The 26,907-nt window shown below is 70.2% G+C and carries 24 protein-coding genes; 16 read left to right on the forward strand and 8 right to left on the reverse strand.

Annotated elements, in window-relative coordinates:
- Window positions 1–62: 62 nt before the first annotated feature.
- The 4 genes from ABDZ81_RS10320 to ABDZ81_RS10335 all read left to right on the forward strand — a co-directional run bounded on the left by ABDZ81_RS10320 (window position 63) and on the right by ABDZ81_RS10335 (window position 3,458).
- The gene (locus ABDZ81_RS10320; protein WP_343773886.1) at window positions 63–746 is read left to right on the forward strand and encodes a MogA/MoaB family molybdenum cofactor biosynthesis protein; all 684 of its coding nucleotides are present in this window, start codon (window positions 63–65) and stop codon (window positions 744–746) included.
- A gap of 293 nt (window positions 747–1,039) precedes the next feature.
- Window positions 1,040–1,984, forward strand: a complete 945-nt coding sequence (locus ABDZ81_RS10325) for a beta propeller repeat protein (RefSeq protein ID WP_343773887.1) — start codon at window positions 1,040–1,042, stop codon at window positions 1,982–1,984.
- A 182-nt stretch (window positions 1,985–2,166) separates the two neighbouring features.
- Entirely contained in the window at window positions 2,167–2,322 is a 156-nt protein-coding gene (locus ABDZ81_RS10330; protein WP_343773888.1) for a hypothetical protein, read from the forward strand.
- Between the two features lie 122 nt (window positions 2,323–2,444).
- Window positions 2,445–3,458, forward strand: a complete 1,014-nt coding sequence (locus tag ABDZ81_RS10335; protein WP_343773889.1) for a M48 family metallopeptidase — start codon at window positions 2,445–2,447, stop codon at window positions 3,456–3,458.
- Between the two features lie 24 nt (window positions 3,459–3,482).
- Here the strand turns inward: ABDZ81_RS10335 and ABDZ81_RS10340 are convergent, their stop codons facing one another.
- The 3 genes from ABDZ81_RS10340 to pyrG are packed head-to-tail and all read right to left on the reverse strand — an operon-like array spanning window position 3,483 to window position 6,387.
- Complete coding sequence (locus tag ABDZ81_RS10340) at window positions 3,483–3,806, reverse strand: DUF7126 family protein (RefSeq protein ID WP_343773890.1); 324 nt, start codon at window positions 3,804–3,806, stop codon at window positions 3,483–3,485.
- Window positions 3,806–4,723 carry a glutamine-hydrolyzing GMP synthase gene (gene guaA, locus ABDZ81_RS10345; RefSeq protein ID WP_343773891.1) on the reverse strand — a complete coding sequence of 306 codons (918 nt, stop codon included), beginning with the start codon at window positions 4,721–4,723 and terminating at the stop codon, window positions 3,806–3,808. Before guaA ends, ABDZ81_RS10340 begins: the two co-directional genes overlap by 1 nt.
- Window positions 4,723–6,387 (reverse strand): glutamine hydrolyzing CTP synthase, encoded by a 1,665-nt coding sequence (pyrG, locus tag ABDZ81_RS10350; RefSeq protein ID WP_343773892.1) that lies wholly within the window; start codon window positions 6,385–6,387, stop codon window positions 4,723–4,725. Before pyrG ends, guaA begins: the two co-directional genes overlap by 1 nt.
- Before the next feature lie 199 nt (window positions 6,388–6,586).
- On the opposite strand from pyrG, the gene ABDZ81_RS10355 reads away from it, so the two are divergent.
- From ABDZ81_RS10355 to ABDZ81_RS10380, 6 genes are all read left to right on the forward strand, one after another.
- Window positions 6,587–7,369: an ABC transporter ATP-binding protein gene (locus ABDZ81_RS10355; RefSeq protein ID WP_343773893.1), complete on the forward strand. Its 783-nt coding sequence runs from the start codon at window positions 6,587–6,589 to the stop codon at window positions 7,367–7,369.
- Window positions 7,366–9,843: a CPBP family intramembrane glutamic endopeptidase gene (locus ABDZ81_RS10360; protein ID WP_343773894.1), complete on the forward strand. Its 2,478-nt coding sequence runs from the start codon at window positions 7,366–7,368 to the stop codon at window positions 9,841–9,843. Before ABDZ81_RS10355 ends, ABDZ81_RS10360 begins: the two co-directional genes overlap by 4 nt.
- A gap of 189 nt (window positions 9,844–10,032) precedes the next feature.
- On the forward strand, window positions 10,033–11,502 hold the full coding sequence (locus ABDZ81_RS10365; RefSeq protein WP_343773895.1) for a PAS domain-containing sensor histidine kinase: 1,470 nt from the start codon (window positions 10,033–10,035) through the stop codon (window positions 11,500–11,502).
- 133 nt (window positions 11,503–11,635) lie between these two features.
- Complete coding sequence (locus tag ABDZ81_RS10370) at window positions 11,636–13,258, forward strand: sensor histidine kinase (RefSeq protein ID WP_343773896.1); 1,623 nt, start codon at window positions 11,636–11,638, stop codon at window positions 13,256–13,258.
- Window positions 13,259–13,375: 117 nt separating this feature from the next.
- Window positions 13,376–14,803: a PAS domain-containing sensor histidine kinase gene (locus ABDZ81_RS10375; protein ID WP_343773897.1), complete on the forward strand. Its 1,428-nt coding sequence runs from the start codon at window positions 13,376–13,378 to the stop codon at window positions 14,801–14,803.
- Window positions 14,800–16,260 carry a PAS domain-containing sensor histidine kinase gene (locus ABDZ81_RS10380; protein ID WP_343773898.1) on the forward strand — a complete coding sequence of 487 codons (1,461 nt, stop codon included), beginning with the start codon at window positions 14,800–14,802 and terminating at the stop codon, window positions 16,258–16,260. The genes ABDZ81_RS10375 and ABDZ81_RS10380 overlap by 4 nt, the downstream gene beginning before the upstream one ends.
- 9 nt (window positions 16,261–16,269) lie before the next feature.
- On the opposite strand, the gene ABDZ81_RS10385 is transcribed toward ABDZ81_RS10380, so the two are convergent.
- A complete protein-coding gene (locus tag ABDZ81_RS10385; RefSeq protein WP_343773899.1) occupies window positions 16,270–16,884 on the reverse strand; it encodes an alpha/beta hydrolase in 615 nt (204 codons plus the stop codon).
- Between the two features lie 106 nt (window positions 16,885–16,990).
- On the opposite strand from ABDZ81_RS10385, the gene ABDZ81_RS10390 reads away from it, so the two are divergent.
- The 5 genes from ABDZ81_RS10390 (at window position 16,991) to ABDZ81_RS10410 (ending at window position 22,511) form a co-directional block, all read left to right on the forward strand.
- The gene (locus ABDZ81_RS10390) at window positions 16,991–17,851 is read left to right on the forward strand and encodes a PspA/IM30 family protein (protein WP_343773900.1); all 861 of its coding nucleotides are present in this window, start codon (window positions 16,991–16,993) and stop codon (window positions 17,849–17,851) included.
- Window positions 17,852–18,021: 170 nt separating this feature from the next.
- The gene (locus tag ABDZ81_RS10395) at window positions 18,022–19,068 is read left to right on the forward strand and encodes a DUF7972 family membrane protein (protein ID WP_343773901.1); all 1,047 of its coding nucleotides are present in this window, start codon (window positions 18,022–18,024) and stop codon (window positions 19,066–19,068) included.
- Window positions 19,069–19,115: 47 nt separating this feature from the next.
- Complete coding sequence (locus tag ABDZ81_RS10400; protein ID WP_343773902.1) at window positions 19,116–20,831, forward strand: threonyl-tRNA synthetase editing domain-containing protein; 1,716 nt, start codon at window positions 19,116–19,118, stop codon at window positions 20,829–20,831.
- Between the two features lie 120 nt (window positions 20,832–20,951).
- Complete coding sequence (locus ABDZ81_RS10405) at window positions 20,952–22,001, forward strand: inorganic phosphate transporter (protein ID WP_343773903.1); 1,050 nt, start codon at window positions 20,952–20,954, stop codon at window positions 21,999–22,001.
- Between the two features lie 93 nt (window positions 22,002–22,094).
- A complete protein-coding gene (locus tag ABDZ81_RS10410) occupies window positions 22,095–22,511 on the forward strand; it encodes a hypothetical protein (protein WP_343773904.1) in 417 nt (138 codons plus the stop codon).
- A gap of 189 nt (window positions 22,512–22,700) precedes the next feature.
- On the opposite strand, the gene ABDZ81_RS10415 is transcribed toward ABDZ81_RS10410, so the two are convergent.
- Window positions 22,701–23,072 carry an Hsp20/alpha crystallin family protein gene (locus ABDZ81_RS10415; RefSeq protein WP_343773905.1) on the reverse strand — a complete coding sequence of 124 codons (372 nt, stop codon included), beginning with the start codon at window positions 23,070–23,072 and terminating at the stop codon, window positions 22,701–22,703.
- Window positions 23,073–23,315: 243 nt separating this feature from the next.
- On the opposite strand from ABDZ81_RS10415, the gene ABDZ81_RS10420 reads away from it, so the two are divergent.
- Window positions 23,316–23,714: a DUF7344 domain-containing protein gene (locus ABDZ81_RS10420; RefSeq protein ID WP_377074811.1), complete on the forward strand. Its 399-nt coding sequence runs from the start codon at window positions 23,316–23,318 to the stop codon at window positions 23,712–23,714.
- A 32-nt stretch (window positions 23,715–23,746) separates the two neighbouring features.
- Here the strand turns inward: ABDZ81_RS10420 and ABDZ81_RS10425 are convergent, their stop codons facing one another.
- From ABDZ81_RS10425 to ABDZ81_RS10435, 3 genes are all read right to left on the reverse strand, one after another.
- Window positions 23,747–24,730 (reverse strand): aldo/keto reductase, encoded by a 984-nt coding sequence (locus tag ABDZ81_RS10425; protein ID WP_343773907.1) that lies wholly within the window; start codon window positions 24,728–24,730, stop codon window positions 23,747–23,749.
- An 82-nt stretch (window positions 24,731–24,812) separates the two neighbouring features.
- Window positions 24,813–25,853 (reverse strand): dipeptide epimerase, encoded by a 1,041-nt coding sequence (locus ABDZ81_RS10430; RefSeq protein ID WP_343773908.1) that lies wholly within the window; start codon window positions 25,851–25,853, stop codon window positions 24,813–24,815.
- Window positions 25,850–26,863, reverse strand: coding sequence for an N-acetyltransferase DgcN family protein (locus ABDZ81_RS10435; RefSeq protein WP_343773909.1), 1,014 nt, complete (start codon window positions 26,861–26,863; stop codon window positions 25,850–25,852). Before ABDZ81_RS10435 ends, ABDZ81_RS10430 begins: the two co-directional genes overlap by 4 nt.
- Window positions 26,864–26,907: the final 44 nt, after the last annotated feature.

The raw sequence follows: 26,907 nt of genomic DNA on the forward strand, positions 1-26,907 counted from the left end.
GGCGGCGCGGCTCCCCGGAGCGCGGCGCAAGGGGTTTCAGGACCTCGTCCGAAACGCCGCCCATGGTCGACTTCCAGCAGCGCGACACCCGGCGGGATCTGCGGGACGAGGAGGACGAGTCGGGAGAGGAGCCGGCGACCGATCGGGACACGTCGAGCGACGCCGAGCCCGACCCGGAGGTCGGAGAGGGCGACCCCGACGTCGAGGGCGACGAACTTCACGACACCGAGGAGTACGACGAGTTCGATCCCGACGAGCTCTGCACCGCGGTCGTGACCGTCTCCTCGGAGCGATCGCTCTCGGACGACCCCGCGGGCGACGCCGTCGTCGCCGGGATGGAGGACGCGGGCCACGAGATCGTCACCCGGGAGCTGATCGAAGCCAAGTACGACAACATCCAGCAGACGATCAACCGGCTGGCGGATCGGGGCGACGTCGACGTCGTGGTGATGACCGGCGGCACGGGAATCACGGCGGACGACGTGACGATCGAGGCCGTCGAGCCGCTGTTCGACAAGGAGCTGCCGGGCTTCGGCGAGCTGTTTCGCCTGCTGTCGTACGACGAGGTCGCGACGAAAGTCGTCGCGACGCGCGCGACCGCCGGGATCGTCACCGACGTGCCGGTGTTTTGCATGCCGGGCAGCGAGCGGGCCGCCCGCCTCGGGACCGAGGGGATCGTCGTCGAGGAAGCAGGTCACGTCGCCGGGCTGGCGCGGACGGGCGACCCCGAGAAACATCCGCGGTGACCGGGAAGTCACGGCCGTTTTAGGACCGTTTACGCGCCCCGAATCGCCGCTTTCGACGGATATCCTCGCATGTGAGCGACCGAGGAGTGTCGAACGGAGCCGCCGGGCGCGTCACACTATCGGTACGATCATCGAGACGCTGAATTGACCGTTCAAATCGGGGCGAAACCACCGGTTCTGAGCGGGCGCAAATCCGATCGTTCGGCCGGGTGTTAGCCGGTTTTGAAGCGTCGTGAACGCCGTCAAACGTCGCCGGGCCTTACATGACAAGCGCGGAAAGCAACGATCGCGTCATGTCAGAGCGCACCCGACGTTCGGTGCTGAAAGCCGCAGGCGCATCGCTTGCCGCGACGACCGTCGCCGCGGGCGTCGGCGCAGCGACGTCCGACAGCGGGTGGACGGTGGCCGAATCCCCCGTCGACGGAACCCTCCACGACGTGCAGTACACCGCGCGCGACGCCCACGCGGTGGGCGGCGGCGGGGTCGTGATCCGCCGGACTGACGAGGGGTGGCGCAAGCTGCTCGACGGCGGCCCCACCGGCAACGGGAACAACCTCTACGGCGCGGCCGCGACCGACGACGGGAAGCGCCTCTGGTTCGTCGGTTCCAGCGGCGCGATCGGCGAGTACGACGTCGAGACGGGCAACCTCGAGGACCGCTCGGCTCCGATGGACGTCACGAACAACTTCAACGACGTCGCGGTCGTCGGATCGGCCGGCGACGCCGAGGTGTACGTCGCCGGCGACTCGGGCAAGATCTACTACAGTTTCGCGAACGGCGAGGAGGGCACCTGGGACTACGTCACGCCCGGGAGCGGGTCGGCCCTCCCCGCGATCGAGACGTTCGGCGCGCGCTCGGCCCACGCCATCGACACGAACGGGCGCGTGTTCGAGACGACCGACGGCGTCACCTGGGAACCGATCGGCATCGAGGACGCCGACGTCACGTTCTACGGGCTCGACAGCGACGGGCGCGACGACGTGACCGTCAGCGGCGGCAACGCCAGCGTGTTCGAGTGGAACGGCTCACAGTGGACCCCCGAGAGCCTCGGCGACGCCGACCTGCTGGACGTCGAGACCGAGGACGGCGACGGCGTCGCGGTCGGCGGCGGCGGAACGATCTTCGAGCGGGCCGGCGGGCGCTGGTCGCAGGTCGACACGCCGACCGGCGCGAACCTGAAGGCGGGCGCCGGAGACGACCTCGCGGTCGGAGCCAGCGGCATCGTGCTGGAGCGGTGAGCGCCCAATGGATGAAACGGCGAGCGTCCGACGGGAACCGGATCGCTGACGCGGACCTAATCGTTTAGACCGGGAGCTTTTTTGAGGTACTGACGTACTCCGGGGCAGATGTACGTCGACGACGAGGCTCCGGAGGGGAGCGCAGGGGGACCGAATCGGCAGACGACGGGGGGTGATCGGCGATGAGCGACCCCGGACTGTCGGACGAGGACCGCGAGCGGATCGAACAGTTCCTGGAAACGCCGCCCTACGAGCGCGACCCCGAGCAGCTGACGCCGGGGGAGCGCGACGACGAGGAGAGCGCCGGCGAAACGAGCGCGGCCGAGAGCGACGACTAGTTCGCGACGTACTTCCGTCCGAACGGCGGCAGCGATCCGTCCAGTTTTATTCCCGGAGCGAATGATGGAACGTATCGATGCCGTGGAGCGGCGCAAACACCGACTGGAGATTGATCGCCCGAATGGCGCTCTCGTTGACGCTGCTCGCGGCGATCACCGGCGCGTTCGTTCTCGCCGTCGCCGCCGGCGTGCGAATGGCGACGCTCGTACTGCTGGGCAGCGTCCGGAGCGACGTCGTCGGTGCCGCAGTGTCGTATCGCCCCAGCGGACTGTCGCCGTGGCTCACGATCGTCCTCCCCGCGGCGCTCACCGTCGGGGCCTTCGCGGGACTCGCGGCGCTCGATCGCTGGCGTCGAGGGCTACTTCGTCGTCGGTTCGAGGCGGGGTTGCGGGACCCGCCCGACGACGTCGAACGCGCGCTCGCGAACCTCTCCCGGATCGCGAACGTCCCGACGCCGACGGTGCGCGTCGCCGAGACCGCAGTTCCGACGGCGTTCACGACCGGCGCCCGACCCGGCTCGGCCCGGATCACGGTCACGAGGGGGCTGCTCGAACGGCTGAGCGACGAGGAACTCAGGGCCGTCCTGGCACACGAGCTGAGCCACGTCAAGAACCGCGACGTGAGCGCGATGACGGTCGCGATGGGCCCCGTCGTCGTCGCCGAGGGGCTCTGGACGATCGCGACGGAAGACGAACGATCGGATCGGCGCTCGGCGGACGGGCGCGCGTCCCGATCCACCGGACGATTCCACGGTGTTTTGACGGCGATCCTCGGCGTCGCGGCGGGCCTGTTCTGGATCGCCGCTCGGCTGGCGACGGCGCGGTTGGCGCGCCACCGGGAACTGGCCGCCGATCGGGGTGCCGCCGCGATCACCGGCGAGCCGTCGCTGGTCGCGGCGACGGTCCAGCGGCTCGACGGCGGCGGTCCGGCGGCGACCGATCTCCGCGCCGTCGGGATCGAAGCGTTCGCCGTCGCCCCGCTTTCGGAGGGCCCGAACTCGTGGGCGACGGGCTGGCAGACGCCGATGGCACTACTGCCCCAGACCGTCCGGAAGCTGCTGGCACCAGCGTTTAGCTACCACCCCGACACGGAGCGGCGGGTCCGGCGGCTGCAAGCGCTCGAAGGCGACTCGTAGAACCGCGACGGCAGAACCGGCCCGTTACTCGGCGGCCAGTTCTTCAGCGACGGCGTCGGCCCCGAGCAGTTCGGGGTCGACCGCGAGGTCGGTCTGGCTCGCGACGAAGTCGGGCAGCGAGTTGCGGTCGTAGACGACCGCGCGGATCCCGTCGTTGAGATCCTTCACGATCGGGATCGAGGTCGCCTGACCGACGTCGGTCAGCACGAACAGGTCGGCGTCGTGGGCGCCCGCCTCCTCGAGTTTCGGGCGCGTGGCGACGTCCTCGATCGGCGTCACGTCGACGCCGTTCTCGCCCAGCCGTCCCGCGAGGTCGTCCGCGTCGGGACCGGCGACGATGGCCTTCATCACTCGTACTCGATGGTCGCGGGCGGTTTGTGCGTGACGTCGTAGACGACGCGGGCGACGTTCTCGTGGGAGCCGGTGATCCGCGACTGGATGCGCTGGAGCGTCTCCCAGTCGATCTCCTGGGCGCGGGCGGTCATCCCGTCGCGGGATTCGACCGAGCGCACCGAGACGACCCAGCCGTGGACGCGGTTGTCGCCCTTGACGCCGGTGGCCTTGCCGATGACGGCCGCGAGCGCCTGCCACGGCTCGTACTCCTCGAGTTCCTCCTCGACGACGTGGTTGGCCTCGCGGGCGACCTCCAGCTTCTCCTCGGTGACGGGTCCGATGATCCGCACCGCGAGTCCGGGGCCGGGGAACGGCATCCGCTCGGCGATGATCTCTTCGAGGTCGAGTTCGCGCGCGACCTCGCGGACCTCGTCCTTGTACAGGTCGCGCATCGGCTCGACGATCCCGTCGAAGTCGATCCGCTCGGGCAGGCCGCCGACGTTGTGGTGGGACTTGATCGTCCCCTCCGATTCGATCCGGTCGGGGTAGATCGTCCCCTGGACGAGGTAGTCGGCGTCGACCTCGCGGGCCACAGTTTCAAACTCCCGGATGAACTGCTCGCCGATGATGTGGCGCTTCTCCTCGGGGTCGGTGACCCCCTCTAACTCGTCGAGGAACCGGTCTTGTGCGTCGACGATCCGCAGGCTCTCCATGTAGTCGAACGTCTCGCGGATCTCGTCGGTCTCGCCCTTGCGCATGAGACCGGTGTCGACGTACACCGCGGTCAGCTGGGTGCCGATGGCCTCGTAGGCCAGCGCGGCGGCCGTCGAGGAGTCGACGCCGCCCGACAGGCCGATCACGGCGTTGGCGTCGCCGACCTCCTCGGCGATCTCGTCGATCTTCTCGGGGATGAACGAATCGACGTCGACCATCAGACTTCCACCTCCTGGTGGTCCTCGGCCGACCCGTCGACGCCCGTCAGGTCCAGCACCGCGTCGAGGAAGCCGACGAACGGCGGGCTCGCGCGGGTGGGCCGCGACCGGAACTCGGGGTGGAACTGCGTCCCGAGGAAGTAGGGGTGGTCGTCGAGTTCGACGATCTCCATCCGGTTGTTGGACTTGCCGGAGAACACGAGGCCCGCCTCCTCCAGATCCTCGATGTACTCGGGGTTGACCTCGTAGCGGTGGCGATGCCGTTCCGTGCAGGACGTGTCGTCGTACACGTCGTGGGCGAGCGTGCCGGGCTCGATGTCGGTCTCGTGGGCGCCCAGACGCATCGTGCCGCCCATGTCCTCGACCTCGTACTGCTCGGGCAGGATGTCGATGACGGGGTGGGGCGTGTCCTCGTTGATCTCCGCCGAGTGGGCGTCCTGCAGCCCGAGTACGTTCCGCGCGTACTCGACGACGGCCATCTGGAAGCCCAGACAGAGCCCGAGGTAGGGCACGTCGTTCTCGCGGGCGTACCGGACGGCCTCGATCTTGCCCTCGGTGCCGCGCGAGCCGAACCCGCCGGGGACGACGATGCCGTCGACGTCGTCGAGCTGGCCGTCGTGGCCGCCGGCGAGTTCCTCGGAGTGGACCCACGTCGTCTCGACGTCGACGCCGGCTTCGAGTCCGGCGTGCTTGAGCGACTCGTGGATCGACATGTACGCGTCTTCGAGGCCGTACTTGCCGACCAGCGCGATCTCGACTTCGCCCGTGCGGTCCTTCGTCACGAGGTCGCGCCAGCTGTTGTCGCGCTCGCTTTTCGGCAGGGCGTCGTCGGCGAGATCGAGGCGCTCCATCACGTACTCGTCGAGGCCTTCCTCCTCGACGACCAGCGGGACGTGGTAGACGTCCTCGACGTCGGGGTTCGAGAACACGGCGTCGGTCGGCACGTCGCAGAACAGCGCGATCTTCTCCTTGGTCTCGGGGTCGAGGTGGTCGTCGCAGCGCCCGACGAGAATGTCGGGCTGGAGCCCGATCGAGCGCAGCTCCTTGACGCTGTGCTGGGTGGGCTTTGTCTTCTGTTCGCCGTTCTTCGAGTAGGGGACGAGCGTGACGTGGGTAAAGAGGATGTCGCCCTCGTCTTCCTCGTGGGCGAACTGCCGGAGCGCCTCGAGGTAGGGCATCCCCTCGATGTCGCCGACGGTGCCCCCGACCTCGATGAGACAGACGTCGGTCCCCTCGGCGGCCTCGCGGATGCGCCGCTTGATGTCGTTGGTGATGTGGGGGATGATCTGGACGGTCTTGCCCAGGTAGTCGCCCGAGCGCTCCTTCTCGATGACGTGCTGGTAGGTCTTGCCCGTCGTGATGTTGTGATCGAAGGTCATGTCCTCGTCGAGGAACCGCTCGTAGTTCCCCAGGTCGAGGTCGACCTCGCCGCCGTCCTTGAGGACGTACACTTCCCCGTGCTGGTAGGGGTTCATCGTCCCCGCGTCGACGTTGAGGTACGGGTCGATCTTGACCGCGGTCACGTCGAACCCGGCGTTCTTGAGGAGCCGGCCGGTGCTGGCGGCCGTGATCCCCTTGCCGAGTCCTGACATCACGCCCCCGGTGACGAAAATGAACTTGTTCCCGAGGGTCGGGTCGTAGTCGGTGTCCGATTCGGTCGGCATACCGACTTTCCGCGAGCGTTCGCCAAAACGATTTCGGAGAGCGCGCGGCGCGTGAAACGATGCCACGCGCGGGCGCGGCGTCGCACCGGTGGATCGGCGTTCGGAGTCCGCCGGTTGGAAGACGCCAGCGCGGCCGCGCCGACGGCCGAACCGGATCGGGATGGCAAAATCTATGTCGGGAGCCGCCAGGAATTATATCATGACTGACGTGAGCGAAGCGGCGATCACCGCCGACGGCCTGACGAAGCGGTACGGCGACGTCGAGGCCGTCGACGGCGTCGACCTGTCGATTTCCTCGGGGGCGGTGTACGGCTTTCTCGGACCGAACGGCGCCGGCAAGACGACGACCATCGAGATGCTCGCGACGCTGGTCGAGCCGACCGCGGGGACGGCGACGGTCGCCGGCCACCCGATCTCCGACCGGGACGCGATCAAACCCCACATCGGTTACCTGCCGGACGAGCCGCCGGTGTACGACGCGTTCAGCGCGCGGGAACAGCTGGAGTACGTCGCGGTGCTCCGCGGGCTCGACGACGACCGCGCGGCCGACAGGATCGACGAACTGCTCGCGCGAGTCGACCTCGCCGCGGACGCCGACAGGCTGATCGACGACTACTCCCAGGGGATGCGCCAGAAGGTCGGCCTGCTCCAGGCGCTGTTGCACGACCCTGACGTGCTCTTTCTGGACGAGCCGACCAACGGCCTCGATCCGCGCGCGGCCCGCGAGGTCGTCGACCTGATCGACGACCTCGCGACCGCCGGGACGACCGTGTTCCTCTCGACTCACGTCCTGCCGGTCGTCGAGGAGCTGGCCGACACCGTCGGGGTCCTCCACGAGGGGCGGATCGTCGCCGAGGGCGCGCCCGCGGAGCTGAAGCGGCGGGCCGACGACGGGAGCGAGCGCTCGCTCGAACGGGCGTTCCTCGAGGTGACCGACGAGTCCGGCGTCGTCGGCGCGACCGCCGCGCCGGGCGAGCGATGACGGGAGAGCGCGACCGTGCGACGGCCGGAGAGCGCGACCGCGATCCGTCGGATCGATCGAAGACGGGAGCGGACGGCCGGGACGACCGGACGGCGATCGACGCCGGGACGCGCGCGGCGCCGACCGCGAGGTCGCGGCTCCGCGTCGTTCGGGCGATCGCGAAGGCCGAGAGCGAGCGCGAGGCCCACCGCTACCTGGCCACGCGCCGCAAGAAGGCGCTGGTCGCGCTGGCGGTCGCCGCGTACCTCCCGATCCTCGCCGGCATCCTCTTTGGCGCGTACGTCGCGGGCGGCGCCGTCGCCGACGGGGAGCTCCCGGCGCTGCTCGATCTCGCGCGGTGGACGCTGCCGGGATCGTTCGCGCTGTTCGTCGTGTTCGGGGCGATCCAGGCCCGCAAGCCGCTCGTCGACTTCGGGGCGCGGAAGTTACACCTGACCGCGGTGGCCGACCGCACGCTCGGGCTGGGACTGCTGTTTGCCGGTCTCAGATCGGTCACGCTCTGGGTCGCCGGATCGATCGGGCTCCTGTTCGCCGCGTTCGCGTACGGCGCGGGGACGATCGTGCCGGCGGCGGTCGGCGCGCTCGCGGCGGTGGTGTTCGTCACGGCCGGCACCGTCGCGGGATTCGCCGTCGGGCTGCTCGTCCGGCTCGGCCTGGTGCGCGTGCCGCTGTCCCCGCGAGCGCGCTCGCTGCTCAAGACGAGCGGGACGGTCGCCGGCGGGCTGCTGGGCGCCGCCGTCGGCGGGCTGGTCGGCCAGACGAGCGCGGAAGTCGAAGGGGGGCTATCGCTGTCGGCGCTCACGCCCGACGCCGCGGCGCCGCCCGTCCCGACGCACTACGCCGACCTGCTGTTCGTCGGCACCCCGCTCGTCGACGGCATCGGTCTCGGCGCCGTCGCGAGCGCGGCGCTGCTCGTCGCGACGATCCCGCTGTCGGTGGCCGCCGTGGTCGCGCTCGCGCCGCGGCTCTGGCGCGCCGACCCGGCCACCGCGGGAGAGGACGGCGACGCCGTCGACGCCGATTCGGACGCCGCAGCCCGGGCGAGCGACGGCTTCCTCGGCGATGGGGCGTCGCTGCCGCTGCTGGACCGGCGAACCGCCGCGGTCGTCACCGGCCTGTTCCGGCGGGTCGTCCGCCGCCCGGGGCGCTTCGCGTTCGTCGCCTACTACGTGATGCTCGTCGGCTTCGTCGCGGTGCCCGCGCTGCTGGAGCCCGACGTCGCGCCGACCGCGATCGGCGCCTCGCTGGTGATGCTGGGGATCTGGTTCGCCGGCGGCGTGTTCGGGCTGAACCCGCTCGGCGAGGAGGGGTCGATGCTCGGCCAGCTCGTCCTCTCGGGGACGCCCGAGCGAACGTTCGTCCGCGCCAGGATCGTCGCCGGCGTCGCCCTCGGGGCGCCCCTGGTCGTCCTCGGGACGGGGCTGCTCGCGATCGACGCGCTGTCGCCGCGGCACGCGCTCGCGATCGGCGGCTACTGGCTCGCGCTGTTGCCCGCCAGCGCCGGCGCGGCCGTCGGCGTCGGGACGCTCCTGCCGAACACCGAGCGCGGGACGATTCTGGACGCCGTCGAGACGCTTCCGCCGGAGCTGCTCGCGATCGTCGTCCACGGCGCCGCGATGCTCGCGCTGGCGCTCGCCGGCCCGCTGCTCGCGCTGGGGCCGTTCTCGACGGCCGCGACCGCCGGCGCCGCGATCGCGCTGGCGATCGTCGGCGTCGTCCTCGCGCACGGCGGCTACCGCTTCGCGGTCGCCGAGCTGGCCGGCGCCCCGCGTACGGGAACCGCCGATCCGATCTTCGCCGTCGAACTCGCCGTCGGGCTGGTGGCGCTCGGCGTCGCGCTCTCGGCGAACGTCGGGCTCAGCGTCGTCGCGCTGGTCCCCCTCGACGGGCTTGCGGGTGCGGTTCTCGCCTTCGTCGCGGCCTACGTCGGTTGGGGCCTCGCGGTCGTCGCCTACCTCCAGCTCGCCGACCGCCGGGCGTACCTCGACGTCCGGACGCCGACGCGGAGCGACCTCCGCGTGGCCGCCGCGGGGACGCTGGCGTCGCTCGGCGTCTACGCGGCTGCCGTCGCGGGCAACCGGTTCGCCGGCCTGCCGATGGCCGGCCACTCGCTCGGCGAGCAGGTCGAGGCGATCGGCCCGGAACTCGCGCTCGCGCTGGTCGTGCTCGCGGTGACGGTCAACGCCCCGATCGAGGAACTGTTCTTCCGGAACGTCGTCCAGAAGCGCCTCGCCGAGGCCGTTTCCCGGCGCGGCGCGATCGGCGGCGCGGCGCTGCTGTTCGGGCTGGCCCACGTCCCCTCCTACGCGGGCGGAGCGCCGATCGCGATCGCCGTCACGGTCGGTCTGCTGGTGATTCAGGGCCTCATCTGGGGCGTCGCGTACGACCGCACAGACAGCGCGGTCGTCCCGGCGCTGTGCCACGGCGCCTACAACGCCGCGCTGTTCGGGGCGCTGTACGTCGCGGTCGCGTGAACTGTCCGACCCCCTCCGAACACCCCGACGGCCGTCCGAGTCGGTCGCCGCCGCCCGAACGTTTACTACGGATAACTCGCTGTAGTTGGATAGCATGAGTCGCGTAGAGTCGACCGGCCGGGCGGCGACGCTCCGAGCGGCCGAGTCCCGACCGGCGCCCTCCCGGATCTTCCACGGCCGCGTGGTACCGTGAGCGACCGGGGGAGCGAGCGAGCGCTCTCGGACGCGTTCGCGGCGGCCGTCGACGCCGGGCCGGGAACGGTGTACCGGCGGGTCGCCGACGGCGCCCAGCCGATCCGGGCGGCGAGCGACGGGATCGCCGCGCTGACCGGCTGCGACGCCGACGCGCTGGCGGGCGACGATCGCGGCTGGCTCGATGTCGTTCACCCCGAGGACCGCGAGCACCTCCGCGAACGCGTCGCCGATGTCGCCCCCGGCGAGCGCGTCGAGGCGACCTACCGGATCCAAACGGCCGGGGGCGACGAGCGGTGGGTCGACGACCGGTTTTCGGTCGCGTCGGACGGCGCGTCGATCGAGGGGGTCGCACTCGACGCGACCGAGTCGGTCGCGCAGGCCCGGGCGGACGCCGCGATGCTCGACGGCATCTTCGAGTCCGTTCCGGTCCACATCTACGTCAAGGACGCCGCGGGGCGCCACCGCAAGGTCAGCGACTTCCTCGAGCGCTCCGACGAGCTGGTGGGGAAGCGTGACGCCGATCTGGAGTTCGTCGACGAGGAGCACGGCCGCCAGGCGACCGAGGCCGATATGCGCGTGATCGAAACGGGCGAGCCGATCCTCGACGAGGAGGAGTACCTCCCCGAGATCGACCACTGGAACCTCTCCTCGAAAGTTCCGCTACACGACGCCAGCGGCGACGTGACGGGGTTGATCGGCGTCACGAGGCGGATCACCGAGCGCAAGCGCGCCCAGCAGGAACTGGAGCGCAAGACCGAGCGCCTCGAGGACTTCGCGGACGTCGTCTCCCACGACATCCGGAACCCGCTGAGCGTCGCCCGGGGGTACGTCGACCTCGCCCGCGGCGCCGAGGACCGCGAGGAGTACCTCGAGGAGGTCGCCGATTCGCTGGATCGCGCCGACGCCATCGTCGACGACGTGCTCGCGCTCTCGCGCCACGACCGCATCGAGCTCGACGAGGAGGTCGTCTCGCTGACGGGCGTCGCCCGCAGCGCCTGGCGGAGCGTGACGACGGCGTCGGCGACGCTCGAACTCCCCGACGAGGACGTCGACCTGATCGCCGACCGCTCGCAGCTCTCCCGGCTGCTCGAGAACCTGTTCCGAAACTCGGTCGAACACGGCGGCGACGGCGTGACGATCGCCGTCGAGGCGACCGCGGACGGGTTCGCGGTCGAAGACGACGGCCCGGGCATCCCGCCCGAGAAACGCGAGAAGGTGTTCGAGATGGCCTACACGACCGAGGAGTCGGGGTCGGGGCTCGGACTGGGCATCGTCGCGGAGGTCGCCGACGCCCACGGCTGGTCGGTCGAAGCCGTCGAGGGAACGGGAGAGGTCGTCGAGGGCGAACGCGGCGGCGCGGAGCGACCGACAGGATCGCGGTCCTCGGACGACGGGCGGGGCTCGTCGTCCGGCGCTCGCTTCGAGATCACGGGTGTCCGGCGCTCCGGCGAGGAAGACTCGTGATCCGCACGTCGACGATCCGTCCGACCCGAACGTTTAGTACGTTCGGCGGGGACCTACCGGCAGCACGGCGGGGCGTCCGGACCGATCACAGATCTCGCGACGGACGGCGCCGAAGCGCCGTGAGTTCGGAACCATGACGGGCGAACCACCGATCGAGTCGGTGCTCGACTCGGTCGTCGCGGCGACGCCGGGGGGCGCCTACCGGCGTCGACGCGACGGCGACCAGCCGCTGCTGGACGCCGATGACGGGCTGGCGGCGCTGACGGGGTGGGACGCCGACGAGCTCGCGGGAGAGGGGGGCGGCTGGCTCGAACTCGTCGCCATCGACGATCGGGACCGGCTCCGCGACGCTGTCGCGGCAGCCGACCCCGGCGAGGGCGTCGAGCTCACGTACCGAGTTCGCCGCCCCGACGGGGAGCTGCGGCGGGTTCAGGATCGGATGCGCGTCAGCGGCGACGATCCGACCGTCATCGAGGGAGTGCTCCTCGACGAGACCGAGCGGTTCGGCGATCGCTGGCTGTCGGACGCGGCTTCCGACGACGGGACCGACGGGCAGACCGACGCCGACGACCGGGCGGTCGCCGAACCGGAGTCGGACGCCGGATCCGAAACTGCCGCCAGCCGAGCGTCGGCTTCCGATCAGGCGACGCCGCGCTCGGTGACGCGAGCGCGCCGCGACGCCGCCCTGCTGGACGCCATTCTCGAGGCGATTCCGGTCCACCTGTACGTCAAGGACGACGACGCGGTCCACCTGCGGGTGAGCAACTACCTCGACCGGAGCGAACCGTACGTCGGCAAGACCGATCCCGAGATCGACGAGGTGACCGAGGAACACGCTCGGCAGGCATACGAGGACGACCTGCGGGTGATCGAGGACGGCGACCCGGTGCTCGACAAGGAGGAGTTCCTGCCGGCGCTGGACCAGTGGAACCTCACCTCGAAGGTTCCCTGGACCGAGGACGGCGAGGTGCGCGGGCTGGTCGGCGTCTCGCGGAAGATCACGGAGCGCAAGCGCGCCCAGCAGGAACTCCGGCGCAAGACCGAGCGGCTCGCCGAGTTCGCAGACGTCGTCTCCACCGACATCCGGACCCCCCTGAACGTCGCGCGCGAACGCGTCGAACTGGCGAAGGCCGCAGACGAGAAACGCGCCGCGGATCCGGACGCGCGGTCGCAGGTGGATCCGGACGAACACGTCGACGAGATCGCCGACGCCGTCGACCGCGCGAACGGCATCATCGACGACGTGCTCGCACTCTCGCGACAGGACGGAAGCGAGCTCGAAACCGAGCCGCTGCGGCTGAACTCGGTCGCGCTCGCCGCGTGGCAGGACGTCGACGCGCCCGCGGCGACGCTGGAGCTGCCGGATGGCGAGCCGGTGCTGCGGGCGAACCGGGCGCAGTGCCGTCGACTGCTTGCGAACCTGTTCCAGAACGCGGTGACCCACGCGGAGGACACCGAATCGGGGGGAGAGACCGCAGCTCGGCACAACCCCGCCGTCTCGATCGTCGTCGGCGTCACCGAGGACGGGTTCGCGGTCGAAGACGACGGGCCGGGCATCCCGCCCGAAGACAGGGATCGCGTGTTCGACCCGTCCTACGCGACCGGCGAGGACGGAACCGGGTTCGGACTGACGATCGTCGAGGAGATCGCCGACGCCCACGGCTGGACGGTATCGATCGGCGAGAGCGACGAGACGGGCGCGCGCTTCGAGATCGAGGGCGTCGACTGGGACGGCGCGTCCGGGAACGGATCCTGACCCGTAGCATCCGATATCCGAACGTTTACTACGGGTAACGGCGATATGGTCAGCTAACTAACTGTAGAGGCACACGTCCGATCGTCGGAACGGACGGGAGGGATGGAGTATCCAAGGATGGACGGAGCCACCGGAGACGGCCGCCGCGTCGCGATCGACGAGACGCCGGGGACGATCTACCGGCGTCGGGGAGAGGATCGGCAGCCGATCGTCTCGGCGAGCGACGGGATCGGCGACCTGACGGGGCACGACGCCGATGCGCTGGCGAGGGAGGGGCGCGGCTGGCTCGACCTCGTCCATCCGGACGACCGGGAGGAGGTCCGCGCGGCGGTTGCCGACGCCGACGGCGAGGCGAACGAAGCGACCTACCGGATCGAACGGGCGAACGGCGACGTCCGGTTCGTTCGCGACCGGTTTCTCGCCGCGCCGGACGACCCGGCGGTGATCGAAGGGGTCGCCCTCGACGTGACCGAGACCGAACGGCGGCGGCGCGAGCTGGCCGAGGACGCCGAACTGCTGGAGGCGATCTTCGAACACGTCCCGATCCACGTCTTCGTGAAAGACTGCGAGGGACGGCACGTCCACCGGAGCGATTTCCTCGATTTCCCCGAGAACGTGATCGGCAAGCGCGACATCGACGTCGACTTCATCAACGAGGAGTCGGCGCGGGCCGCCTACGAGGACGACATGCGGGTGATCGAGGAGGGCGAGACGGTGCTCGACCAGGAGGAACACTACCCGGCGGTCGGCGAGTGGGACCTCACCTCGAAAGTGCCGCTGTACGACGAGGACGGCGAGGTCATGGGTCTGCTGGGCGCCACCCGCCGGATCACCGATCGCAAGCGCGCCGAGCAGGAGCTTCGGCGCAAGACCGAGCGGCTCGATAACTTCGCCGACGTCGTCGCAAACGACATCCGGCAGCCGCTGAGCGAGGCCCGACGCCGCGCCCGGCAGATCGACGATCCCGACGCCGACGAGGCCCACGTCGAGGCGGCCCGCGAGGCGGTCCGGCGAGCCGGCGCCGTCGTCGACGACGTGCTCGCGCTCTCCCGGGACGGCGAGCTCTCGCTCGATCCCGAACCGGTGTCGCTGCGTTCGGTTGTCGTCGACGCCTGGGAGCGCGCGGGCGACGACGAGGACGCGCTCGCGGCACCAGAGGACGTCGAACTCCGCGCCGACCGCTCGCACCTCCGGCGAGCGTTCGAGAACCTGTTCCGGCGCGGCGCCGCTCCGGTAGCCGTCGAGACGACCGACGACGGGTTCGCGGTCGAACTCGCCGGCTGGACGGACACCCCGCGAGAACGGGGGGTCGGCGACGACCCGCAGGCGGTCGACGCGGGACAACGCGGCGACGGCGCCGGGCTAGAGCTGGGACTCGTCGAGGAGATCGTCGCGGGCCACGGGTGGTCGATCCGGGCGGCGGGCGGAGCGTCCCTCGCGAACCCGACGCCCGAGAGCCCCGACGCGCCGGGCGGCAGGACGCGAATCGAGATCACCGGCGTCGAACTGAGAGAGACGACCGACGACACGGAGCGATCAGAATGACCGAGGACCGAACGCTCGACGACGTGCTCGACAGGGTTGTCGGCGCCGCGTCGGGGGCGACCTACCGGCGGCGTCGCGACGGCGACCAGCCGCTGGACGCCGACAGCGAGGGCATGCGCGAGCTGCTCGGCGTCGATCCCGAGTCGCTCGACGGGAACGACCGCGGCTGGCTCGACGTCGTCCACCCCGACGACCGCGGGGACGTTCGCGACGCCGTCGCCGATCTGGCGCCGGGCGAGCGCGTCGACGCGACCTACCGCGTCCGGCACGATGGCGGGGACCACCTCCGACGCGAGGGCGGGGAGTACCGCTGGGTCCGCGACAGAGGGACAGTCCCCGAAGACGCGCCAGACGCGCTCGAGGGCGTTCTCTTCGACGTGACCGACGAGCGAACGGAGATCGCCGACCTCGAAGACGACTCGCAGCTGCTGGACGGCATCTTCGAGAGCATCCCGGTCCACCTGTTCGTCAAAGATACCGACGGCGTCCACCTGCGGGTGAGCGACCAGCGGGAGATGGGCGAGTCGCTCGTCGGGAAAACCGACCTGGAGGTCGAGGGGAAGCACGAAGACGCCAAGCGGAGCGCCTACGAGGACGATCTGCGGGTGATCGAGACTGGCGAGCCGATCCTCGATCAGGAGGAGTACCTCTCCGAGTTCGACCAGTGGAACCTCACCTCGAAGGTGCCCCGGACGGACGACGACGGCGAGGTGGTGGGCCTGATCGGCGTCGCGCGGGACATCACCGAGCGCAAGCGCGCCGAACAGGAACTGGAGCAAAAGACCGAGCGGCTCGCCGAGTTCGCCGACGTCGTGAGCCACGACATCAAGAACCCGCTGACGGTGGCCGACGGCCGCCTCGAACTCGCCGCCGCGACCGGCGATCCCGAGCACGTCGAGGAGGTCGTCGAGGCGCTGGACCGGGCCGACGCCATCGTCGACGACGTGCTCGCGCTCTCCCGGCACGGCGACGCCGAACTCGACCGCGAGCCCGTCTCGCTGCGCGCGATCAGCCGCGGCGCCGGCCACTCGGTTTCGGCGCCCAGAGCCGACATCTCGCTACCGCCCGACGTCGAGATCGTCGCCGATCGCTCCCAGCTCCGGCGGCTGCTGGAGAACCTGTTCAAGAACGCCGTTCAGCACGGCCGTCCCGACGTCTCGATCGACGTCGTCGTCACCGACGACGGGTTCGCGGTCGAAGACGACGGTCCCGGCATCCCGCCCGAGGAGCGCGAGCGGGTGTTCGAGACGGCGTACACGACCCACGAGGACGGCACCGGGTTCGGCCTGTCGATCGTTCGGGAGGTCGCCGACGCCCACGGCTGGTCGGTGTCGGTCTGTGAGGGCAGTGCGGGGGGCGCGCGCTTCGAGATCAGCGGCGTCGAGCGCGCGGACGCCGACGATCAGAAGCCGGACGCCGATGCCGACGATCGGCATCCGGACGAGCCGGGCGCCTGAACGCGATACTCACGACGTCTCGCGCAGTTCGGACGCCAGAAACGCCGCTGCGAGCTCGCCGACGCGGTCGTGCCGGCCCACGAAGAAGTGGTCCGCCGGCAGCCGCTCGACGGCGTGGCCCAGTTCGGCGGCCCGCTCGGCGACCGGTTCCCAGTCGACCGTGTCGTCGCGCTCGCCGACGATCACTTGCGCTGGACAGTCTATCCGGTCGAGCGCGGCGACGGCGTCGAGATCCGGAGCGAGACGGGCGGTCGGCGCGAGCGCGGAGAGCGCCCGCAGGTCGAGGTCGGCGGCCGCGAGCACGGCGACCGACGCGCCGAAGCTGTAGCCGAACAGGCCGACGGCGTCGTACCGTTCCGTCGCCCACGCGACGGCGTCGCGCGCGTCGGCGCGCTCGCCGACGCCCTCGTCCCACGGGCCGTAGTCGAACCGCAGGCAGTCGACGCCCCGCTCGCCCAGCGCGTCCGCGACCGCGCGGAGGCGGGGATCCGATCGGCTGCCGCCCTGCTCCGGGTGGGGCGGGCACGCGACGACCGCGGCGTCGGGCTCGCTGCCGTTTGCACTCGCCTCGTCCAGACGACCCCGGACGTCGCGCGCGCCGGGGAGGATCACGGGTCGCGGCATCGTTCGGGGGAGTTGACCGTTCGTGGCATGGTTCAGGTGGGTTCGCGGCGGAAATATTCGATCCTCGTCGGTGGTGTTTTTACTCGCCGGGTGTTCAAGAGTTTGTATGGGAGTACTCTCGCGCGCCTCGTACGTGATCCGGTCGAAGATCAACGCCGTCCTCAACAGGTCCGAAGACCCAGCGGAGACGCTCGACTACTCCTACGAGCAGTTGCGCGACGAGCTGCAGGACGTCAAGAAGGGAATCGCCGACCTGACGACCCAGAAGAAACGTCTGGAGATGCAGAAGCGACGGCTCGAGGAGAACGTCGAGAAGCACAACGAGCAGGCACGGCAGGCCGTCTCGCAGGACCGGGAGGATCTGGCCCGCCGTGCGCTGGAGAAAAAAAAGACGAAGATGACACAGATCGAGGAGCTGGAGGGACAGATCGCCGACCTGCAGCAGACCCAGGACCAGCTCGTCGAGCAGAAGGAGACGCTCCAGCAGCGCATCGAGGAGTTCCGCACGAAAAAGGAGACGATCAAGGCCCGCCACGAGGCCGCCGAGGCCAACGCCCGCGTCTCGGAGGCCGTCACGGGCGCCGGCGACAAGTTCCAGGACGTCGGCCGCGCCATCGAGCGCGCCGAGGAAAACACCGAGGAACTGGAAGCGCGCTCGGCCGCGCTCGACGAACTGCAGGAGGAGGGCGTTCTCGAGGACCAGCTCTCGGACAAGAGCGACCTCGAACGCGAGCTCGACGACGTCACCACGCAGGGGCAGGTCGACGCCGAGCTGGAGACGCTGAAGGCCGATATGGGCGAGGAGACCGAGTCCAGCACCGACGGCGGCACCGGCGGCGAGGACGAGGAGACGTCCGCGACCGATCTGGAAGCCGAGCTCAGCGAGAGCGACGGCGGCGCGGACGTCTCGGAGGACGAGATCGAAGCCGAACTCAGCGAGCTCAAGGACAACAACGAGGACGCCTGAGCGGCCGTTCGATCGAGAGACTGACGGCGGCCGCTCGGGTCGCCGAACCACCACCCACGCTTTTGCGACGCGTCGTCGACACCTGTACGTACCGTGTCTGGACACGTCAGCGACAGGTTCGGAGCCGGCGGAGCTGACAGCAACGGGCCGAGCGCGGGGGCGCCGATCGCGTGAGCCGAGCGGACCTCGACTCGCCGCCGGCGGACACGATGCGCGAGCGGGCCGAGGCTGGGCGACTGAAGATGTGGTTCCTGCTTACGGGCAACCGGCTCGCGGTCGCCGCCGTGATTCTGCTGGTCGGGTGGACGATCCTCGTCGCGCTGGCGATCGTCGGCCCGAGTTCGATGCGCAAGCTCGTGACGACCGAGCTGGCCGGCGGGCTGTTCGGCTCGGTGCTCATCGCCGTCGTCACGACCGTCACGCTCGTACTGACCGTCTCGCAGCTGATCCTCTCGGAGGAGATCCGGCCGCTGGGCGAGGAGCGCGCCGAGATGGACGAGGAGCTGACGTTCAAGGGCGACGTCGAGCAGTTCATCTCGGCGCCGGTGAGCTCGCCCGGCCCGGCGTCGTTCGCGCGGGAACTGGTCGAGGCGGTGCGGTCGAACGCCGGCGAACTGGCGGCCGCCGTCGAGGAGAGCCCGAACGACGAGGGCGTCGCGGAGATTCGGCGGTTCGCGGAGATCGTCGAGCGCCACGGCGAGATGGTCGCGGAACGGCTGGAGGATCGCGAGTTCGGCGGGTTTCAGGTGCTCGAACCGATCCTCGATTTCAACTACGCCTGGAAGCTGTTCGCCGCTCGAGAGCTCCGGAACACCTACGCCGAAGCCCACGGCGACGACGTCGAAGAAGCCTTTTCGGGCGTCGTCGGCGCGCTGGGGCTGTTCGGAACGGCTCGCGAGTTCTTCAAGTCGCTGTACTTCCAGTGGGAGATCATCGACATCTCGCGAACGGTGCTGTACAGCTCGATCCCGCCGCTGGCGATCGTCTCCTTCATGAACCTCGCGTTCGATCCGAGCGCCGTCCCGGGCTGGTGGTTCGGGCTCAGCGGCGCCTTCCTCTTTACCAGCGTGGCCTTCGGCGTCGCGCTCTCGCCGTTCGCGGTGCTGCTGGCGTACCTGCTGCGCGTGCTCACCGTGGTTCGCCGGACGCTCGCGGTCGGCCCGTTCATCCTCCGGCCCACCGAGCAGGCCGTCCGAGCCGACCGCGAGAAGCGGTAGCCGCCCGGCTCCGTGCTACTTTTTGCGGTTCGCGGCGAGGATCAGCTATGCGAGTGCTCGCGGTCCACGCCGACGGCCTGGCGTTCGAGGCGGTCCAGCCCGCGAGCGAGAGCGACGCTGCGACGCCCGCCAGCGGGCCGGCGACCGGCGAACTCGGCGAGTGCGTCGTCGGCTTCGTCGCAGTCGAGCGGAGCGATCGAGCGGATCGCGACGCTGTCGCGACCGACGCCGCCGCCGAACTGGATGCGGTCGCCGATCGGCTGGGCGCCGAGCGGATCGGGCTGATCCCGCGCGAGCACCTGATCGACGATCCGGCGAGCGCCGACGCCGCGGCCGCAGCGCTGGAAGCGCTCGCGGAGCAACTGGACCCGGAGCGCGAACTGCTCCGCGCGCCGGTCGGCTGGCAGCTCGCGGTCGACGTCGAGCGGAAGGGCCACCCGTTCGCCGAGCGGGCGATCCGCGTCGTTCCGCGGCGGCGCGACGCCGACGGGGCGACGCCGAATCGAGGCGGCGCGAACGCGATCGACGCGCTCTCGGAGCTCGGGCTGGCGGTGCGGGATTCGGCGGGCGACGGTGACGCCCTCCGTTGGCTGCCCCGGGGGCAGTTCCTCCGGAGCGCGCTCCGCGAGTACGCCGAGGAACTGCTCGCCGACGCGGACGCAGTGCCCGTCTCGACGCCCGCGATCGACGTCCACGCGGCCGCGGATCGGCGCGAAGGGACCGAGCGCTCCGACTCGATCGTCGGTCCCGCCGATCGCGCCCAGCTTCTGCGTCCCAGCGTCCACGGCGGGCTACTCTCGGCGCTCGGTGACGCCATCGGCGACGGCGTCGGCGCCGACGATGCGCCCGTTCGGCTCCGCGAAACCGCGCGCTGGAGGCCCGAGCGGGCCGCGAACGTTCCGCCGGAGGCGTTCGACCGACGCGTCAGGTCCGAGTATCACGCCGCCCTGCCGGACGAGGCGGCCGCGATCGACGAGTTCGAGCGCCTCGTCGGCGTTATCGCGGAGGCGTCGGCGGCGCTGGGCGTCGCTGCGGAGGCGGCGACGCTCGGCGCCGACGCGGCGACGCTGACGCTCGCAGAGGGGTTCGCCGTGGACCGGCCGGCGTTCGGCGACCGGATCGCCGCCGCGCTGGACGATCCGGTAGCAGTCGAAACGGTGGCCGATGACTCGCGCTACTGGGCGGCCCGGCTGGCGTTCGTCGCGACAGACGACGACGGCCGGGAGTTCCCGCTCGGAAGCGTCGAACTCGACGCCGCGACGCCGGCGCGGTTCGGCATCGAGGGCGTGGACGGCGGGACGCCGGTGCTGGTCCACGCCGCGCCGATCGGCGACGTCGAGGGCACGATCGCGGCACTGGCGGGCCCCGCCGCGGCGTCCGAACGCAGGGGGCTACCGATCTGGCTGGCGCCGACGCAGGTGCGACTGGTGCCGATCGACGATCGCCACGTCGGCTTCTGTGACGACGCCGCGATCGAGTTGCGCGACCAGGGCGTGCGCGCGGACGTCGACGCCCGCGACGCGACAGTCGGCGAGCGACTCGACCGGGCGGCACGCGAGCGCGTGCCGTACGTCGCCGTCGTCGGGGATCGCGAACTGGACGAGGGGGTGCTCCCGGTCGCGGTGTCAGAGACCGGGCGCGAGGAGCGGCTGACGGTCGACGGCCTCCGCGAGCGCGTGCTGGCGAAGTGTGAGGGCCGGCTCGGGCTCGGCGGGGCGCTCCCCCGGCGGGTCGGTGCGTACCCGTCGGACGACGACGAGTGAACGCGCGGTCTGCGGACCGCCAGGCGACGGGAAGCAGTTGCGATGGCGCGCACGGCGCCGCTCCGATGGGGATGCGCCGTCGAATATTTTTTCTAAATCGCGCGCCAACGACGGCCTGTCGTGCCGTCGACGTTGTTCCTGCTCGGGATAGCGGTCGCCGCCTTCGTCGGCGTAAACATCGGCGGGTCCTCGACGGGCGTCGCGTTCGGGCCGGCGACCGGCAGCGGCGTGCTGTCGATGCGGCAGGCCTCCGCCCTGATGGCCGTCTGCGTCCTACTGGGCGGGTTCACGATCGGGACGAACGTCGTCGACACGCTGGGCACCGAGTTCGTCTCGGGAGAGTATTTCACGCCCGGCGCGTCGATCGGCGTCCTCCTGTTCGTCGGCCTCGGCATCCTGCTCGGGAACGTCCTGAAGGTGTCGACCAGCACCAGCCAGACCGCGGTCGCCGCAGTCGTCGGGATGGGCGCGGCGCTGGGCGCGCTCGACTGGGAGACCGTCGGCGTCGTCGTCATCTGGTGGGTGCTCTCGACGATCCTGGCGTTCTGGCTCTGCGCGTTCGTCGGCCGGTACCTGTACGACTCGGTCGTCGCGGCGCTCGACTTCGACGCCGACGACCGGGTCGCCGAGCTGGCCGTGATCGGAATCGGCTGTTACATGGCGTTCTCTGCGGGCGCCTCGAACGTCGCCAACGCGGTCGCGCCGCTGGTCGGCTCGGGCCAGCTCGGCATGACCGCCGGCGTCGCGCTCGCCGGGCTGGCGATCGGCGCGGGCGCGTTCGCGCTGGGACCCCGGACGATGGAGACGGTCGGCGAGGACATCACCGACCTCTCGCTGGAGGCGTCGCTGATCGCCGAGTCGATCGCCGCGACGATCCTCACCGGGCTGAGCTGGGCGGGGATTCCCGCGAGCCTGGCGGTCGTGCTCACCGCCTGCGTGATCGGGCTCGGCTGGGGCCGGGCGAGCCGCCGGGTGCCGCTCCAGGCGATCGTCCGCCCGGAGGGGCTCACGAACGGGGAGCAGTCGACGTGGGCCGAGGATCAGCTCGACCTGTTCGATCCGACGACGACCAAGCGGATCGTGACGACGTGGATCGCCACCCCGACCGTCGCGGGCGCCGTCGCGTTCGTCGCGTTCGAGGTCGCGCAGCGGTTCGGTACGCTCGCGTGATCCCGGACTCGGTCGGAGAGCCGGGCGGGAACCTCGCGTCGCGCCGACGCCCAGGTCAGATTTTTCCGCGAGAGCGCCCAATCTCCGACGACCATGTCCCTGAGCAACGCTCGGAAACGCTTCCAGGGTAGGCAGACGCAGTTCCACATCGAGCTGCTGTACGGCGCGCTGTTTATCGCCGGGTTCGGCTACCTCGTCTTCCGCGTCGATCCGCGGGTCGCGGCGTTCGAGGGCGGCCTCGTCGTCGGCTACCTGCTGCGCATCTGGGAGAAGATGTCGATCTACGAGCGGATCCTCGAAGAGACCGTCTCCCGAGAAGCGGAGGCGCAGGTCGAAGCCGAAGTCGAGGAGCAGGTTTCGGACGAGATCGAGACGGAGCTCGAAGAGCAAGTTCCCACCGAAGTCGAGGAACGGGTCGACGAGGAGGTCGACGAACGCCTCGACGAGGAACTCGAGCGGCGCGTCGACGCCGCAGATCCGCAAAGCGACGACGAGTCGAAGTCCGCTTAGTCTCCTGGCTGGCCGCCGCTGGCGACCCCCAACTCGCCCAGCGCCTCGCGGTCGATGACGGCCATGCCGCTGCCCGGTTCGCGGTTCTTGAGCTGTTTGACCGTGAGTCGCATGGCTCTCACCTCGGTTGTGCGCAGAAAAATCGACTCTCGGACGACGCTACGAAGACCGGTTCCGCGCCGGGCGCGTTCAGCCCTCCACCTCGATCTGCTTGCCGCGGGTTGTCGCGCCCGTCTGGACCGGCAGCCGGACTTCGAGGATCCCGTTGTTGTAGCGGGCCGCGATCTCGTCGTCGTCGACGGTCTTGGGGAAGCGGAACCGACGGTGGTAGGTCTTGCGCTCGCCGCGCTGGTCGTCTTCGTGCTCGGCGGCGATGTTGAGGACGCCGTCGTCCCAAGCGACGTCGATCTCCTCGGGATCGAAGCCCGGCAGCTCGACGCTCAGGACGAACTCGTCGTCCTCTTCGTACAGTTCGTAGTCGCTGCGACTACCTTCGAACAGTCGACTTGGCAGGTCTGTGCTCTGGAACCAGGAGCCAGTTGGACCAGTTGGCAGCGCCATCGGTTCTCACCTCCTGCGCTCGTTTGTACGTTGTTCGCGGTTCGTGATAGATTTTTCTGAATATTTTCTACAATTGAGAGCCGAAAAACGCGGCTGCTACGGAGCGGAACGTGCCAACCGTTAGCTATCGCGCAACTCGGTGAGACCCATAGCGGAGATCGAAGTCAGTACCACTGCGTCTCTGTCACCCAGATCCTCACATGTATCTGATACTTATGAGTGTGTGCATAACAATGTCACGTGATGAAGCCACACTATCGGAACGGCGAGCAGGTCATCGACCGCTGGGACGACGTGTTCGAAGCGCTCTCGGCCGAGCCCAGGCGTCAACTCGTCGTCTCCCTGCTCGACGCCGAGCCGGCCGAGTCGGTTCCCCTGCCCGAGAGCGCGGTGAACCCCAACGTCCCGCCCGATCGGGAGGCGCTTCGCCGAGAGTTGCACCACCATCACCTGCCGAAGCTGGCCGATCTGGGGATCGTCGCGTGGGAGGAGGATCCGCTGGTCGCATCCAGGGGCCCCCGATTCGACGAAGCGGCCGTCGTGTTCGAGGCGCTGCACTCGACCGCGACCGAGCTGCCGGATTCGCTGGTCGTCGGCTGTCAGCGCCTCGAACGGGAGCGCCAGAAGGGCGTCGGCGATTAGCGGAACCGTCGCTCGAACGGAGAGGGGAGTCGTTACCAGCGGTGATGGACGTGCTCGCGGACGTGCTCGTCGTAGACGTCTCGCACCGCACCGTGTGTCTCGTGGTCGAGCGAGTCGAAGCCGGCGGCCTCGACGTTCTGGGCGACGTGGTCGGGATCGGTCGAGCCGGGGATCACGGTCGAGACGGCGTCGTGGTCGAGGATCCACCGGAGCGTGAACTGGGCCATCGTCATCTCCTCGGGGACGAGCGGGCGGAGTTCGTCGACGGCGTCGAGCCCGACCTCGTAGGGGACGCCCGCGAACGTCTCGCCGACGTCGAAGGCGTCGCCGTGGCGGTTGTAGTTGCGGTGGTCGTCCTCGGGGAACTCGGTGTCCCGATCCAGCTTCCCCGTCAGCAGGCCCGACGCGAGCGGGACGCGCACGATGACGCCGATATCGCGGCGCTTCGCTTCCTCGAAGAACAGCTCGGCGGGGCGCTGGCGGAACGGGTTGAAGATGATCTGTATCGTTTCGACGCCCGGATACTCGATCGCCTTGAGCGCCTCCTCGACGCGCTCGACGCTGACGCCGTACTGGTCGATCTTGCCGGCGTCGGACAGGTCGGCCAGCGCGTCGAACGTCTCGGGCTGGTAGTACGCGTCGGTGGGCGGGCAGTGCAGCTGCAGCAGATCCAGCGTCTCGACGCCGAGGTTCTCCCGGCTGCGGTCGACGAACCGCTCGATGTGCTCGCGGTCGTAGTCCTCGGCGACGTGGGGGTCGAGCCGGCGGCCCGCCTTCGTCGCGACGATCGGGTCCTCGTGGCGCTCGTCGAGGACCTCCCGAATGAGGCGCTCGCTGCGCCCGTCGCCGTACACGTCCGCTGTGTCGACGAAGTCGACGCCCTCGTCGAGAGCGGCGCTGATCGCAGCGCGACCCTCTTCCTCCGAAACGTCGCCCCAGTCCGAGCCGACGTTCCACGTCCCGAGGCCGATCTCCGTCACGTTCCAGCCGGTGTCGCCGAGTCGTCGCCGTTGCATACCCGCATTCGACGAGCGGGAGCGCCGTTACGGTTTGGGTAGCGACAGACGAGTCGGGCAGCCGCGCTCCGGCGGAAACCGCTCACCGCTCGCGGACGCCGGTGCCCGGCCGGTCGACCGCCGCGAGGTCGATCTCGCCGCCGGGCATACCCACGCCCTCGAAGGGGTCGTCGGCCAGCAGCAGCGAGCCGTCGAGGTCGACGTACTCGGCCAGCGGCGCGAGGTGGGCCATCGCGGCGATCGAGGGCTGGGCCTCGACCATGCAGCCCAGCATCACGTCGAGTCCCTCGGCGCGGGCGGCGTGGGCCATCCGCCGGGCCTCGCGCAGGCTCGCGCACTTCGAGAGCTTGATGACGATCACGTCCGCCCGATCCGCGACCGCGGGGACGTCCGGCAGCCGGACGCAGCTCTCGTCGGCGGCGACCGGCAGCGCGGCGCTCTCGTACACCCGGCGCAGGGCCTCGGGCTCGTCGGCGGGCACCGGCTGTTCGAGCAGTTCGACGCCGAAGTCCGCCAGGAACTCGGCCATCCGGACGGCGTCGGCGCGCGACCAGGCCTCGTTGGCGTCGACCCGCAGCGCGGCGTCGGGCGCGGCCGAGCGCACAGTTCGAACGATCTCGCGGTCCCGGTCGGTGCCGAGCTTGACCTTCAGCGTCGAGAAGCCCCGGTCGACGGCCTCGCGGGCGTGCTCGGCCATCGCGTCGACGTCGTCGAGCCCGATCGTGTAGCACGTCTCGGGCGCTCGGTCGGGGTCGAGCCCCCAAAGGCGGTACAGCGGGAGCCCGGCGCGCTTCGCGGCGAGGTCGTGGAGCGCGACGCTGACGGCGCCCCGAGCGGCGGGGTTCCGGCGGACGACCTCGCCGAGGCGACGCTCGATCCGGTCGAGCGCGTGCGGGTCGCCGATCGTCTCGACGGCGTCGAGCAGGTCGGGGAGGACGGCCGCCGCGGTCGCGGCGGTCTCGCCGTAGTGACGCGTCGGCGCGGCGCCGCCGATCCCCTCGTTGCCGTCGCCGTCGCTGATCCTGACCAGCGGGTACTCGACGGTACGGGTTGTCCCCCGAGCGATCGTGAACGGGCGCTCCGTGTCCAGCGAGAGCGTCTCGAACTCGGCGTCGAGCGTCACAGCAGCGCCTCCACCAGTTCGTCGGTGCCCTGTCGGATCGGGTCCGCGGCGGGCGCGTCGACGGCGTCGCCGAACTCGGCGATCGCGTCGGCCGCCGCGGTCTCGGGGTACTCCGAGGTGTTGAGCGCGCCGGCGGCGACCTCTGTCTCGCGGACGGGCGCCGCCAGCCCCTCATACAGGTCGACGTACGTCTCGATCGCGGGCATCTCGAACGACTCGTAGCCGTGGATCGCTTCCCGACCCGCCTCGTGACACAGCACCAGTTTGTCCGGCATCGCGCCGTGGAGGATGCCGCAGGTCACCGCCGAGTACGCCGGGTGGACGATGCTGCCCTGGCCCTCGACGAACAGGTACTCGCGGTCGTCGCCGACCTCTCGGATCATGCGCTCGACCGCGCCCGCGGTGAAATCCGAGATCGTCCGGTCGATCGGGATTCCCCAGCCCTCGATCATGATGCCGGTCTGGCCCGTCGGGACGACGGCGGCGTCGTGCCCGGCCTCGGCGGCGGCGCGGGCGAGTTCCATCGTCGTCGTCATCTTCCCAGTGTTGCAGTCCGTGCCCACAGTGAGAATCACCTCCGCGTCGACCTCGTCGGCCCGGCCCTGGCTGACGGTCAGATCCTCGGGCGGCTTGCGCACGTCCCGGAGCTCGCCGCCGTGCTCCTCGGCGAGACGGGCGAACTCCTCGTCCTCCGAGAGGAAGTAGTGCAGTCCGGCGATCACGTCACAGCCCCGTTCGAGGGCGGTGACGACGTCGGCGCGCCAGGACTCGTCGAAGCCGCCGCCGATCGGCGCGACGCCGATTATCAGCGCGTCGATCGACGCGTCGACCGCGCTCATCCCCGAGACGATCGGAGCGTCCTGCACGTCGGCGACGTGATCGCCGACCTGCGTTCCGGCGCTGTCCCGATCCAGCACCGCGACGACGTCGTGGTCGGCGTACCGCAGGACGCCCAGCGCCGTCTTCGCGTCGCCGGGGAACTTCTCGTGGGCCAGAATTGCCACTCGCATGGCAGGGGCTACGCGCCGATGCTTAACAGTTGTATGGACTGTTC

This window comes from Natronoarchaeum mannanilyticum (assembly GCF_039522665.1).
Classification (GTDB): Archaea; Halobacteriota; Halobacteria; order Halobacteriales; family Natronoarchaeaceae; genus Natronoarchaeum; species Natronoarchaeum mannanilyticum.

Bases quoted from the DNA above. Each gene is read 5' to 3' on its own strand.
- ABDZ81_RS10320 (WP_343773886.1), top strand. From the start codon at position 63: ATGGTCGACTTCCAGCAGCGCGACACCCGGCGGGATCTGCGGGACGAG.
- ABDZ81_RS10325 (WP_343773887.1), top strand. From the start codon at position 1,040: ATGTCAGAGCGCACCCGACGTTCGGTGCTGAAAGCCGCAGGCGCATCG.
- ABDZ81_RS10330 (WP_343773888.1), top strand. From the start codon at position 2,167: ATGAGCGACCCCGGACTGTCGGACGAGGACCGCGAGCGGATCGAACAG.
- ABDZ81_RS10335 (WP_343773889.1), top strand. From the start codon at position 2,445: ATGGCGCTCTCGTTGACGCTGCTCGCGGCGATCACCGGCGCGTTCGTT.
- ABDZ81_RS10340 (WP_343773890.1), bottom strand. From the start codon at position 3,806: ATGAAGGCCATCGTCGCCGGTCCCGACGCGGACGACCTCGCGGGACGG.
- guaA (WP_343773891.1), bottom strand. From the start codon at position 4,723: ATGGTCGACGTCGATTCGTTCATCCCCGAGAAGATCGACGAGATCGCC.
- pyrG (WP_343773892.1), bottom strand. From the start codon at position 6,387: ATGCCGACCGAATCGGACACCGACTACGACCCGACCCTCGGGAACAAG.
- ABDZ81_RS10355 (WP_343773893.1), top strand. From the start codon at position 6,587: ATGACTGACGTGAGCGAAGCGGCGATCACCGCCGACGGCCTGACGAAG.
- ABDZ81_RS10360 (WP_343773894.1), top strand. From the start codon at position 7,366: ATGACGGGAGAGCGCGACCGTGCGACGGCCGGAGAGCGCGACCGCGAT.
- ABDZ81_RS10370 (WP_343773896.1), top strand. From the start codon at position 11,636: ATGACGGGCGAACCACCGATCGAGTCGGTGCTCGACTCGGTCGTCGCG.
- ABDZ81_RS10375 (WP_343773897.1), top strand. From the start codon at position 13,376: ATGGACGGAGCCACCGGAGACGGCCGCCGCGTCGCGATCGACGAGACG.
- ABDZ81_RS10380 (WP_343773898.1), top strand. From the start codon at position 14,800: ATGACCGAGGACCGAACGCTCGACGACGTGCTCGACAGGGTTGTCGGC.
- ABDZ81_RS10385 (WP_343773899.1), bottom strand. From the start codon at position 16,884: ATGCCGCGACCCGTGATCCTCCCCGGCGCGCGCGACGTCCGGGGTCGT.
- ABDZ81_RS10390 (WP_343773900.1), top strand. From the start codon at position 16,991: ATGGGAGTACTCTCGCGCGCCTCGTACGTGATCCGGTCGAAGATCAAC.
- ABDZ81_RS10400 (WP_343773902.1), top strand. From the start codon at position 19,116: ATGCGAGTGCTCGCGGTCCACGCCGACGGCCTGGCGTTCGAGGCGGTC.
- ABDZ81_RS10410 (WP_343773904.1), top strand. From the start codon at position 22,095: ATGTCCCTGAGCAACGCTCGGAAACGCTTCCAGGGTAGGCAGACGCAG.
- ABDZ81_RS10415 (WP_343773905.1), bottom strand. From the start codon at position 23,072: ATGGCGCTGCCAACTGGTCCAACTGGCTCCTGGTTCCAGAGCACAGAC.
- ABDZ81_RS10420 (WP_377074811.1), top strand. From the start codon at position 23,316: ATGAAGCCACACTATCGGAACGGCGAGCAGGTCATCGACCGCTGGGAC.
- ABDZ81_RS10425 (WP_343773907.1), bottom strand. From the start codon at position 24,730: ATGCAACGGCGACGACTCGGCGACACCGGCTGGAACGTGACGGAGATC.
- ABDZ81_RS10435 (WP_343773909.1), bottom strand. From the start codon at position 26,863: ATGCGAGTGGCAATTCTGGCCCACGAGAAGTTCCCCGGCGACGCGAAG.